This is a genomic window from Streptomyces sp. NPDC023723 (genome assembly GCF_040639815.1).
GTDB lineage: Bacteria > Actinomycetota > Actinomycetes > Streptomycetales > Streptomycetaceae > Streptomyces.
This window is the reverse complement of record NZ_JBFAAP010000048.1, coordinates 44635-56566: the sequence shown is the minus strand read 5'-3', so window position 1 is coordinate 56566 and position 11932 is coordinate 44635. Positions and strand designations below refer to the sequence as shown.

The following is an 11932-nucleotide window of genomic DNA, read 5'->3' as shown; positions in this document are numbered from 1 at the left end:
CGCGGACCCGCCGCCGGCCGGACCGCCGTAGCCCTCGGCGAGCAGGGGGACCTCCGCGCCGCCGCTGGCCAGGCCCGGGCCGCGGACCAGGACGTGGCGGCCGCCGGGCGGCGGCGCGGTCTCGCGGGCGCGCAGCCAACTGGTCGCCGACGGCGAGACGCTGAGCACCCGGTCGCGCAGCGCCGGCAGCAGCGCCCACGGCACCCGGTGCAGCCGCCCCGGCGGTACGACCACGACCGGCCCGGTACCGAGGTGTTCCGCCGCCGGACCGAGCAGCAGTTCCTCCAGGCGCCGCCCGGCGGCCTCCACCACCGGCAGCCGGGCCTCCGCGCCCGGATGGGCCAGCCGCCGCAGCCCGGCCTGGACGTGCTCCGCCTCCCGCTCCGCCTCCGCCAGCAGCCCCGCCTCGAACCGCCGCACCCGCCCCTGCCCGCACAGCAGCACCTGCACCCGGCCGTCCAGCACCGCCAGTTCCACCAGCCGTACGTCGGCACCGAGCGCCGTCAGCAGCCGGCCGACGTCGAACCGGTCGCCGCCGCCCGGCGCCTCCCCGCGCATGTGCAGCGTCCGCGAGCGGATCTCCCGCTCCAGGCGCCGCTGTTCGCGCTCCAGCGCCGCCACCGGACGCCCGTCCATCCGGGCCTCCTCGGCGCGCGCGGCGATCTCCCGGAACGCGGTCAGGTCACTGAGCAGCACCGGGTCGGCCGGCGGCCGGGCTGGCGGCGCGGTCAGCACCGTGGCCCGCCACCGCTCGCTCCACACCAGCAGCCGCCGCGGCCCGCCCGAGGCCAGCGACGCCTCCTGGGCCAGCGCCGCCAGCTCCGCGCCCTGCGCGGTGGCCCGCGCCCGCAGCTCCGAGGCCCCGAGCGTCATCCGGTGGTCGTCCAGTACGTCGAGCCCGCGCCGGCACGCCTCCAGCACCCCCCGCGTGGAGCCGGCCGCCCGGGCCCGCAGCGCCTGCGCCGCCCAGCCCGTCATCCGGGCCAGCGGCGGCCCGCCGCGCCGGCTGCGCGCGGCGACCGCCAGGTGCCGTTCCGCGTCCGCCGTCCAGCCCAGGTCCAGCGCGATCCGCCCGGCCAGCAGCGCCGCCTCCGGCGCGGCCGGCGCGCCGAAGGACGCCAGCTTCTCCGCCACCGCCGCCGCGTCCGCGACCAGCCGCCCCGAACCCCGCCCGGCCGCCACCCGCGCCTCGATCAGCACCAGCCGGGCATGCGTCTCGTACCAGGTGCGCCGCTGCGCCGCGAACAGCCGCACCGCGACCGCCGCCCGCGCTATCGCCGTCTGCGCGTCGCCCCCCACCCGCGCCGCCTTCGCCGCGACCAGCAGCAGCTCAGCCTTGCGGGTGGACTGCCCGCCCATCCCGTCCAGGACCGCGATCGCCTGGTCCACCTCGGCCAGCGCCTCCGGCGCCAGCCCGGCCGCCAGCATGACCTCGCTGCGCCGGATGTTCAGCATGAACATCGGCGTGCCCAGCGCCGCGTACCGCTCGCTCGCCTCGTCGAGCAGCCGCAGCGCCGCCGGCACGTCACCGGACCGGAACGCCGCCAGCCCCCGGCTCTCCACCGCGTCCGCCTTGTCGTGCTCCTGGCCGGTGGTGCCCCACAGCTCCTCCGCCGCCGCGAAGTCGGCCTCCGCCCGCTCCACCGCGCCCAGCGCCAGATGCACCGTGGCCCGCAGCGTCAGCGCCCGCGCCGTCCAGATCACGTCGCCCGCCTGCCGCAGCACGACGATCGCCCGCCGGACGTCCTCCAGCGCCTGCCCGTGCCGGCCCAGCACCCACCACGCGTACGCCCGCCGGAACAGCACCCGGGCCCGGGTGTGCCCGGTGCCGCGCGCCACGCCCCGTTCCAGGGCGGCCAGCCCCTGCCGGGTGCGGCCGGTGTGCACCAGGGCCACCCCCAAGGTGGCCAGCACGTCGGCTTCTCGTTCGGGTGAATCCGCCCGGGCCGCCAGATCGCGGGCCCGGCGCAGATGGGCCAGCGCCAGCCGGGTGTCGCCGAAGTCCCGCTGCCAGATGCCGATCACCTGGTGGGCAATGGAGGCGTGCAGTGGCGGCGGAGCGGTGTCCAGCAGCCCTTCCGCCCGCGCCAGTGCCTCGTTCGGGGCCGCGAACACCATCGGCAGCAGATCGAAAACCGAGTCGCTTCCCGCTGTCACCTCAAGGATGGTAGTGGCAGCGCACCACGTCACACAGGTGCGGGTCTGTATCAATCGGCCGCCTTCGGACTCTGATTGACGAACGCCGCCTCAGGGGGAGGATCCGCCATGGCACCACAGCGATTCCGCGAGCAGTTCGGCCACATCCAGCGCTCGATGCCCGACGTCCCGCTGGCGATGGGACCCGACGACTCCGCCGAGTTCCTCTACGAGAAGGGCGTCGTCCTCGCCCGCGACGGGGAGGAGGCGCGCGTCGTCGAGGACACCGTGCGGGAGCACTTCACCGCCACCGCCGGGCTCGACGCCGGCCACGTGCGCCGCGCGAGCGCCGAGACCAACCGCAGCGGCATCACCCGCATCCAGGTCGGCGACCCCGGCCAGGGCGCCGCCGCCGGCGACCCGGCCGTCGCGAACGCGCTGCGGTCGCTGCGCGCCGCCGAGGGCCGCGCCCGGCGCCGCCTGGTCAGCCGCAACCACGTGGTGCACATCGCCGTCAACGCCTGCCCCGGTGACGAACCCGTTCCGGTGCCGCGCACCGAACCGCCCAACCCGGCGGCGGCCGACACGCCGTACGACCCGGACTCGGCGGTCGGCGTCCTCGTCATCGACACCGGCCTCATGCGCGACCACCGCTCCTACCCGCCGCTCGCGCACACCCGCGGCGACCTGCAGATCCAGGAGTGCGACGACGCGGGCTGCCTGCTCCAGTACGTCGGCCACGGCACCTTCATCGCCGGGCTGCTCGCGGCCGTCGCCCCCAACACGGACATCACCGTGCGCAACACCCTCAACGACGCCGGGGCGATCCTGGAGTCCGAGTTCGGCGAGAAGCTGTTCGAGGCCGTCGACCAGGGCGGCTGGCCCGACGTCCTCAGTCTCTCCGCCGGCACCTCCAACGGCCGCTCCGACGGCCTGCTCGGCGTGCACGCCTTCATGGAGGAACTGCGGGCGCGGGACACCCTGCTGGTCGCCGCCGCCGGAAACAACGGCAGCGCCACGCCGTTCTGGCCCGCCGCCTACGCCGATCTGCCCGGCTGGGAGGACTCCGTGCTGTCGGTCGGCGCGCTGCGCGGCGACGGCGAGTTCGGCGCCTGCTTCTCCAACCACGGCGCCTGGGTGAAGGCGTACGCCCCCGGCGAGCGCCTCACCGGCGCCCTGACCGGCTTCGAGACCCCCGTCCCGTACGTCTACCAGCACTCCACCTACGACGCCTGCCGGTTCGGCTTCGGCTACGGCTGCACCTGCCAGGCGCCCCGGCACACCGGGCTGCTGAGCGAGCCGGGCGAGGCACCCGGCAAGCCGGACCAGGTGATGTTCGAGGGGCACGCGCAGTGGAGCGGGACCTCGTTCGCCGCCCCCGTCGTCGCCGGTCTGATCGCCGCGCACATGACGGCGCACCAGGAGACCGACGCCCGCGCGGCCCGCGGCGCACTGCTGGCGGCGAACACCGAGTACGCGGAGGTCCGCGGCGCCCACGTGCCGGCGCTGCTGCCGCCCACCTGGCGACCGGTCCCCGTCGACTCCCCGGCCGACGGGGCATGACGGGCGGAACGGCCCCCTCCACGGCGTACGATGACGTGTCGTACACGAGGGGTGGGGCCGTGGACCGTAGTGATGTCGGGGCGCTAGTCCAGTCCGCCGCCGACGGCGACGCGGCGGCCTGGAAGGCGCTGGTGGAAGGACTGGGCCCGCTGGTGTGGTCCGTGGCGCGGGCACACCGGCTGTCCGACGCGGACGCGCACGAGGTGTACCAGACCGCCTGGTTCCGTTTCGCCCAGCACCTGGGGCGGCTGCGGGAACCGGAGAAGGCGGGCTCCTGGCTCGCGAGCACCGCGCGCAACGAGTGCCTCAAGGTGCTCAAGGCGGCCCGTCGGTGGACGCCGACGGACGATCCGCAGCTGCTCGACCGGGTCAGTGACGAACCCACGCCGGAGGAGTCGGTGCTCGACTCCGAGGAGGCCGCCGCCCAGAGCGAGCGCGTCCGGTGGCTGTGGCAGGAGTTCGAGGAACTGGGTGAGCGGTGCCGGCAGGTGCTGCGGGTGCTGATGGCGTCGCCGCCGCCCAGCTATCAGGAGGTGTCGGCGGCGCTGGGAATCGCCGTCGGCAGTATCGGACCGATGCGCCAGCGCTGTCTGAGGCGCCTGCGGGCGCGACTGGAAGCCCGGGGGGCGGCATGAGCGAGATGCGTGACGGCAACGACGAGGCCATGGACGGCGGCGCGTTCGACGACTCGCTGCTGGAGGAGGAGCTGCGGCAGGCGGCCGGCATCCTGGACCCGATACCGGCCGAGCTGAGCCGGATCGCCGTGGAGGCGTTCGCGCTGCACGGCCTGGACACCTCACTCGCCGAGCTGACGTTCGACTCGCTCGTCGACGCGCTGCCCATCCGGGGGGAGACCGACCCGCCGCGGATGCTGACCTTCCGCGCCGGGGAGGTGAGCCTGGACGTGGAGGTGAGCGCCGAGGGCCTGTTCGGACAGGTGCTGCCGCCGCAGCCGGCCCGGATCGAGGTGCTGAGCGGCCCCCGGGCGGCCCGGCCGCTGGCCGCCGACGACATGGGACGGTTCACCGGCGCGGCACCGCCGTCCGGCCCGTTCGCGCTGCGGCTGCGGGCCGGCGGCGAGGTCGTCGTCACCGAGTGGCTGCGCGCCTGAGCTCCGTGTCACCAGGCACAGGGCAGGGTCCGCGGACCGCGGATCATGGTCCGGCGCCGCCAGGCCACCTGATCGGTGCCGCCCGCGAGCCGCAGTCCGGGCAGCCGGTCCAGCAGGGTGTCCACGAGCAGTTCCAGCTGCATGCGGGCGAGTACCGCGCCGGTGCAGTAGTGCGGCCCGTTGCCGAACGCCAGGTGCGCTCCGGCGTCCCGGCCGGGGTCGATCCGGTCCGGGTCGGGGAAGACGTCCGGGTCCCGGTTGGCCGCCAGGTAGGAGACGTAGACGGGGTCGCCCGCGCGGATGCGGTGGCCGCGCAGCTCGACGTCCGCCAAGGCGATCCGGGCCAGGCCCACCGAGGAGCGGTGCGGGATCCAGCGCAGCAGCTCGTCCAGGACGGCGCCCCGTTCCGCGGGCCGCTCCCGGGCCTGGGCCAGCAGCTCCGGGCGGGTCAGCAGCAGGTACAGCATCTGGCCGCAGTTGTGGGTGACGGCCTCGCCGCCGATCTGCAGCGGACCGGCCAGCCCGACGGCCTCCTGCTCGCCGACCTCGCCGCGCGCGACGGCGGCACCGAGCAGCGAGTAGACGTCCTCGCCGGGGTCGTGCGCGCGGGAGCGGACGGTCTCCGTGATCCATCCGTACAGACTGTTCTTGGCCCGCTCGGCGCCCGCCACCCCGCCCGAGGTGGAGATGATCTCCCGGGTCCAGGAGTGCACCCGCTCCCGGTCGGCGGCCGGCACCCCCATCACCTCGCTGACGACGGCGATCGGGAAGGGTTCCAGGACCCGCTCGACCAGGTCGGCCGGCGGCCCGTCCCGCACCACGTCGTCCACCAGGGCGTCCAGCATCCGCTGCGCCCGGGGCCGCAGCCGCTTCATCGCCCCGACGGTGAACGCCCCGGCGACCGCCCGCCGCAGCCGGTTGTGATCGGGCTGGTCGGCGAAGGCGAGCGAACCGGGGCGGGGCTTGAAGTGCGGCGCCATCCGCGTCACCTGACGCTGCGTCACCTCGGCCCGTCCGAAGCGCGGGTCGTTGGTGATCAGCTTCACGTCCTCGTGCCGGGTGGCCAGCCAGGCCCAGCCCGCACCGTGCGGCAGCCGGATCCGGGCCAGCGGCCCCTCGCGCATCAGCTCGGCGAGCACCGGGTCGAAGTCCGTACCGTCCAGATCGAGCGCGGGCCAGTCCCGCACCGGGGGCGGGGTCCGTTCGGCGAGCATGCCGGTCTTCTCAGTCATCCCCCCACCCTCACCGGGCCCCGCCCTCCTGTCGCGCGGGAGTGCTCCAGCCGATGGCCCGCCCCGGCCGGTCAGCCGGAGACCGTGTCCACCAGGGCGGCCAGGGACGCGGCCAGGCGGGACAGCCCGGGGCCGGCCGGACCGCCCGGCTCGGTCAGGTACGTGTCCCGGCGGATCTCCACCATCAGCGCGCCGACCTCGGCCACCCGCCGGTAGAACTCCAGCGGTACGTACGTCCCGCTGAACGGGCTGTCCAGCCCCGTCCCCCCGCACCCGGCGAACGCCGCCCGCGCGGCGGCGAGCAGCTCGGGCGGGGTGTGGAAGGCGTCGGTGCCCAGGCAGACCGGCGGGCGCGGACCGGTGCCGTGCAGCTCGTAGGGCAGCGGCTCGCTGGGGTAGGAGTGCACGTCGACGATCACCGCCCGGCCGGTGGCGGCGAGCCGGTCCGCGACCGCCTCGGTCATCGCCCGCGCGTACGGCTGGAAGTACCGTTCGACCAGCGGCCCCGGGTCGGTGCCGGCGGCCCGCAGCACCGCGCGGTGCGTGGTCCGGGTGTACACCGCGCCCATCCCGACGGCCGCCATCTCCTCCCGCTCGTCCGGGAACCGCTCGGGATCGACGACCAGCCGCGACAGCCGGTTGACGAACCGCCAGGGCGTCACGCGCGCCCGGCCGGCCGCCGCCTCGGCGATCTGGTCCGTGTGCGCGTCGGTGATGTGGTCCAGCTCCCGCGCCAGCTCCGCGTCGTCGAGCACGAGGCCGGCCCGCACCTCGGGCGGGACCGACCGGGCGGCGTGCGGCACGTGCAGGATCACGGGGGAGTGCGCGGCGCCGGGCAGCAGCTCGAAGGAGAACGGCGCGTCGGTCATGGACTGCTCCGGGGACGGGGACGGCAGGCGCCGGTGGTGACAGCCGGACACCCCGCCGCCACCGGAGTGGAGACGGGGTGCCCACAGGACGCTCCCGGGCGGGAGCCGCGGCTCAGGCGAGGGACGCCAGCGCCTGGTTCCACGTCGTCGACGGGCGCATGACCTCGGCGGCCCGGGCCGGGTCGGGCTGGTAGTAGCCGCCGATCTCGGCCGGGGTGCCCTGGACGGCGTTCAGCTCCTCGACGATCTTCGCTTCGGCGGCGGTGAGCGTCTCGGCGAGCGGCGCGAAGACCTTGGCCAGGCCGGCGTCCTCGGTCTGCCCGGCCAGCTCCTGCGCCCAGTACAGGGACAGGTAGAAGTGGCTGCCGCGGTTGTCGATGCCGCCGACGCGGCGGGTCGGGGACTTGTCCTCGTTGAGGAAGGTCGCCGTCGCGCGGTCCAGGGTGTCGGCGAGGACCTTGGCGCGGCTGTTGCCGGTGGCCTCGGCGAACTGCTCCAGCGAGGGCACCAGGGCGAAGAACTCGCCGAGCGAGTCCCAGCGCAGGTAGTTCTCCCTGACCAACTGCTGCACGTGCTTCGGCGCCGAGCCGCCGGCGCCCGTCTCGAACAGGCCGCCGCCCGCCATCAGCGGCACCACCGACAGCATCTTGGCGCTGGTGCCCAGCTCCAGGATGGGGAACAGGTCGGTGAGGTAGTCGCGCAGCACGTTCCCGGTCACCGAGATGGTGTTCTCGCCGCGCCGGATGCGCTCCACCGACAGCTTGGTGGCCTCGACCGGGTTCAGGATCCGGATGTCCAGGCCCTCGGTGTCGTGCTCCGTCAGGTACGCCTCGACCTTGGCGATCAGGTTGGCGTCGTGGGCGCGGCCCTCGTCCAGCCAGAAGACCGCCGGGTCGCCGGTGGCGCGGGCCCGGGTGACGGCCAGCTTCACCCAGTCGCGGATCGGGGCGTCCTTGGTCTGGCAGGCGCGGAAGATGTCACCGGCGGAGACCGTCTGCTCCAGGACGGCGGTGCCGTTCTGGTCGACCAGCCGGACCGTGCCCGTGGCGGGGATCTCGAAGGTCTTGTCGTGGGAGCCGTACTCCTCGGCCTTCTGCGCCATCAGGCCGACGTTCGGGACCGTGCCCATCGTCGACGGGTCGAAGGCGCCGTTGGCCCGGCAGTCCTCGATGACGGCCTGGTAGACACCCGCGTAGGAGGAGTCCGGGATCACCGCGAGGGCGTCCTGCTCCTGGCCGTCCGGGCCCCACATGTGACCGGAGGTGCGGATCATGGCCGGCATGGAGGCGTCGATGATCACGTCGGAGGGCACGTGCAGGTTGGTGATGCCCTTGTCGGAGTCGACCATGGCCAGCGCCGGGCCCTCGGCCAGCTCCGCGTCGAAGGACGCCTTGATCTCGGCACCCTCGGGCAGCGACTCCAGGCCCTTGTGGATGCCGCCCAGACCGTCGTTCGGGGTCAGCCCGGCCTTGGCGAGCGTCTCGCCGTACTTCGCGAACGTCTTCGGGAAGAAGGCACGCACCACGTGACCGAAGATGATCGGGTCGGAGACCTTCATCATCGTGGCCTTCAGGTGCACCGAGTACAGGATGCCCTCGGCCTTGGCGCGGGCCACCTGCGCGGTGAGGAACTCGCGCAGCGCGGCGACGCGCAGCACCGAGGCGTCGACGACCTCGTCCTTCTTCACCGGCACCGACTCGCGCAGCACCGTGGTGGTGCCGTCGTCGCCGACCAGCTCGATCCGCAGAGTGCCGTCCTCGGCGATCACCGCGGACTTCTCGGTGGAGCGGAAGTCGTTCTCGCCCATGGTCGCCACGTTGGTCTTCGACTCGCCGGACCAGGCGCCCATACGGTGCGGGTGGTTCTTGGCGTAGTTCTTCACCGAGGCCGGGGCGCGGCGGTCGGAGTTGCCCTCGCGCAGCACCGGGTTGACCGCGGAGCCCTTGACCTTGTCGTAGCGGGCGCGGATGTCGCGCTCCTCGTCGGACTTCGGGTCGTCCGGGTAGTCCGGCAGCGCGTAACCCTGCGCCTGAAGCTCGGCGACGGCGGCCTTCAGCTGCGGGATCGACGCCGAGATGTTCGGCAGCTTGATGATGTTGGCCGCGGGGGTCTTGGCCAGCTCGCCCAGCTCGGCGAGGGCGTCCGGGATGCGCTGGTCCTCGGTGAGGTACTCCGGGAACACGGCGATGATGCGTCCGGCCAGCGAGATGTCCCGGGTCTCCACGGGAACGCCCGCCTGCGAGGCGTACGCCCGGACCACCGGCAGGAAGGAATACGTTGCCAGGGCCGGGGCCTCGTCAGTGTGCGTATAGATGATGGTCGAGTCAGTCACCGGTGCTCCGCTCCACGTCTGCAACATTGCTCGACATCAAGATATCTCGTGACCGGGCTCGTCACGACAGGGGTCCGCGGTGGAATCGGCCAGGACGTCGGCCGTGGACCTCGGCGGGCTGGTGCGCTGCTGCGGGAAGACCACCGCGCCCTGCTGGAGGGCGACCGTCCGGGCCGGGGAGGGGATGCGGATGCCCTCCGCGCGGTAGCGCCGGTGCAGCCGCTTGATGAACTCGTGCTTGATCCGGTACTGGTCGCTGAACTCGCCGACGCCCAGGATGACGGTGAAGCCGATCCGGGAGTCGCCGAAGGTGTGGAAGCGGATGGCCGGCTCGTGCTCCGGGACGGCGCCGGTGATCTCCGTCATCACCTCGGTGACGATCTCCGCCGTCACCCGTTCCACCTGCTCCAGATCGCTGTCGTAGGCGACGCCGACCTGGACGGTGATGGTCAGCTCCTGCTCGGGCCGCATGAAGTTGGTCATGTTCGACTTGGCGAGCTGGCCGTTCGGGATCACCACCAGGTTGTTGGACAGGTCGCGGACGGTGGTCTGGCGCCAGTTGATGTCCTCGACATAGCCCTCCTCGCCGCTGCTCAGCCGGATGTAGTCCCCGGGCTGCACGGTCTTGGAGGCGAGGATGTGGATGCCCGCGAAGAGGTTGGCCAGGGTGTCCTGGAGCGCCAGGGCGACGGCCAGACCGCCCACGCCCAGGGCGGTGAGCAGCGGGGCGATGGAGATCCCCAGGGTCTGGAGCACCACCAGGAAGCCGATGGCCAGCACCAGCACCCGGGTGATGTTGACGAAGATCGTGGCCGACCCGGCGACCCCGGAGCGGGACGCCGTGACCGTCCGCACCAGCCCGGCGATCACCCGGGCCGCGGACACCGTCACCACGAAGATCAGCAGGACCTGCAACACCTGGTTGACGGTGTGCTGGACCGGCCCGGTCAGCGGCAGCGCCGCCGCGGCCGCCGCGACACCGCCCGAGACCGCCGCCCACGGCGCCACCGTGCGCAGCGCGGCCACGATCACGTCGTCCCCGCTCCAGCGGGTGCGGTCGGCGTGCCCGGCCAGCCAGCGCAGCAGCGCGCGCAGCAGGAAGGCGGTCAGCAGCCCGGCGGCCAGCGCGATACCGGCCACGACCAGGTCGTTCGCGGTGAGGCCGCGGGTCACCGGTCACCTCCGGGGGCGCAGGCGGCGGCGAGAACGCTCGCCGACGGCCGGATGCGGGGTTGTGTCACGTCGTCACCTGCTCGTTTCCGGTTGGGCGTGCACGTCGCTCGGCAACCTGTTCGAGCGGCGCGACCGCTCATCCTGCCGCATCCCGGCCGGTGGACCGTACCGCGCCGGCCGGCCGGGGTGGTGCTTCGGCCACCGGGCCGCTGCGAACGAGGGGCCCCGGCCCGGTCCGTCCGCGTTATGTTGCTCGGGCGGCGACGGGTGGCGGAGCGAGGATTCGAGGAGCGGCGTACATGGGGGCACAGGGCGCGCGGGACACGGCCGCGCGGCTGCGGGCGATCAGCGACGAGCTGTCGGACCGCTTCTACGAGCGGGACGACGTGGTGCGGACGCTGGTGGTGACGCTGCTGGCCGGACAGCACTCACTGGTGCTGGGCCCGCCGGGCACCGCCAAGTCCGAACTGGCGCGGGAGCTGACCGGCCGGGTCGAGGGGGCGTCGTACTGGGAGATCCTGCTGTCGAAGTTCACCGCGCCGACCCGGATGTTCGGCCCCATCGACGTGGCCGCGCTGGCCCGGGGCGAGTACCGGCAGGTCTACGAGGGCCGCGCCACCACCGCGCACGTGGCGTTCATCGACGAGATCTTCAAGTGCTCCACGGCCGCGCTGAACGAGACGCTGGGCTATCTCAACGAGCGGATCTACCACCCCGAGAACGGCGGCGAGCCGATCCGCTGCCCCCTCCTCGGAGCCATCACGGCCAGCAACGAACTGCCCACCGGCGAGGACTCGGCCGCGATCTACGACCGGCTGCTGGTCCGCATCGAGGTCGGCTACCTGACCGACCCGTCGAACTTCGCCGCGCTGGTCCGCTCCGCCGTCAGCCGCCCCGAGCCGCCGGTGCGGACCACCGTGGCGCTGGCCGCGCTCCAGCGGGCCGTGACCGAGGAGGTGCCGGACGTGGCGGTCCCGGACCCGGTCGTCGACGCGGTGTGCACCCTGCGGGCCGCCCTGCGCCGCAAGGAACTCATCGCCTCCGACCGCCGCTGGCGCCAGGCGGTACGCCTGCTCCAGGCGTCCGCCTACCTCGACGGGCGGCCGGCGGTCGCCGCGACCGACCTCTCCGTGCTGACCCATGTGCTGTGGGACTCGCCCGCGCAGCGCCCGGCCGTCGAGCGGGAGGTGCTGCACCTGGTCAACCCGGACGCCAAGGAGGCGCTCGACCTCGCCGACACCCTCGACGAACTGGAGGCCCAGCTCGACGCGATGGCCGGGCAGTCCCGCGAGGCGCTGAGCGAGTGGGTGATCAAGCAGGCCCACCACAAGCTCGCCACGGCGGGCAAACGGCTGGAGAGACTCCGCGCGGAGGCGGCCGGCGCGGGCCGGTCCACCACCGCCATCGACCGCGTCACCGGCCGCCAGCGCGCGGTCCGCGCCCGCGTTCTCACCGAGGCCCTGGGGGTGGACGCGAGCATGGTGCGGGCGCAGCTGTGAAGGGCACGGCCATCGGC

9 protein-coding genes are annotated in these 11932 nt (G+C 73.9%); 4 read left to right on the top strand and 5 right to left on the bottom strand.

The window, feature by feature from the left end; translation table 11 throughout:
- A partial coding sequence (locus tag AB0G32_RS32400; RefSeq protein WP_361171510.1) for a hypothetical protein occupies positions 1-2157 on the bottom strand: 2157 nt, incomplete at its 3' end.
- Positions 2158-2265: 108 nt separating this feature from the next.
- On the opposite strand from AB0G32_RS32400, the gene AB0G32_RS32395 reads away from it, so the two are divergent.
- Genes AB0G32_RS32395 through AB0G32_RS32385 form a run of 3 tightly spaced genes read left to right on the top strand, consistent with a single transcriptional unit; the run spans position 2266 to position 4810 of the window.
- The gene (locus AB0G32_RS32395) at positions 2266-3699 is read left to right on the top strand and encodes a S8/S53 family peptidase (RefSeq protein ID WP_361171507.1); all 1434 of its coding nucleotides are present in this window, start codon (positions 2266-2268) and stop codon (positions 3697-3699) included.
- A gap of 59 nt (positions 3700-3758) precedes the next feature.
- On the top strand, positions 3759-4334 hold the full coding sequence (locus AB0G32_RS32390) for a sigma-70 family RNA polymerase sigma factor (protein WP_361171504.1): 576 nt from the start codon (positions 3759-3761) through the stop codon (positions 4332-4334).
- Positions 4331-4810: a hypothetical protein gene (locus tag AB0G32_RS32385; RefSeq protein ID WP_361171501.1), complete on the top strand. Its 480-nt coding sequence runs from the start codon at positions 4331-4333 to the stop codon at positions 4808-4810. The genes AB0G32_RS32390 and AB0G32_RS32385 overlap by 4 nt, the downstream gene beginning before the upstream one ends.
- A gap of 8 nt (positions 4811-4818) precedes the next feature.
- Here the strand turns inward: AB0G32_RS32385 and AB0G32_RS32380 are convergent, their stop codons facing one another.
- The 4 genes from AB0G32_RS32380 to AB0G32_RS32365 form a co-directional block, all read right to left on the bottom strand.
- Positions 4819-6042, bottom strand: coding sequence for a cytochrome P450 (locus AB0G32_RS32380; protein WP_361171498.1), 1224 nt, complete (start codon positions 6040-6042; stop codon positions 4819-4821).
- A gap of 71 nt (positions 6043-6113) precedes the next feature.
- Positions 6114-6911: an N-formylglutamate amidohydrolase gene (locus AB0G32_RS32375; RefSeq protein ID WP_361171495.1), complete on the bottom strand. Its 798-nt coding sequence runs from the start codon at positions 6909-6911 to the stop codon at positions 6114-6116.
- 112 nt (positions 6912-7023) lie between these two features.
- A complete protein-coding gene (locus AB0G32_RS32370; RefSeq protein ID WP_361171492.1) occupies positions 7024-9243 on the bottom strand; it encodes an NADP-dependent isocitrate dehydrogenase in 2220 nt (739 codons plus the stop codon).
- A 36-nt stretch (positions 9244-9279) separates the two neighbouring features.
- Positions 9280-10416 (bottom strand): mechanosensitive ion channel family protein, encoded by a 1137-nt coding sequence (locus tag AB0G32_RS32365; protein ID WP_361171489.1) that lies wholly within the window; start codon positions 10414-10416, stop codon positions 9280-9282.
- Between the two features lie 299 nt (positions 10417-10715).
- On the opposite strand from AB0G32_RS32365, the gene AB0G32_RS32360 reads away from it, so the two are divergent.
- Positions 10716-11915, top strand: a complete 1200-nt coding sequence (locus AB0G32_RS32360; protein WP_361171486.1) for an AAA family ATPase — start codon at positions 10716-10718, stop codon at positions 11913-11915.
- Positions 11916-11932 lie beyond the last annotated feature (17 nt).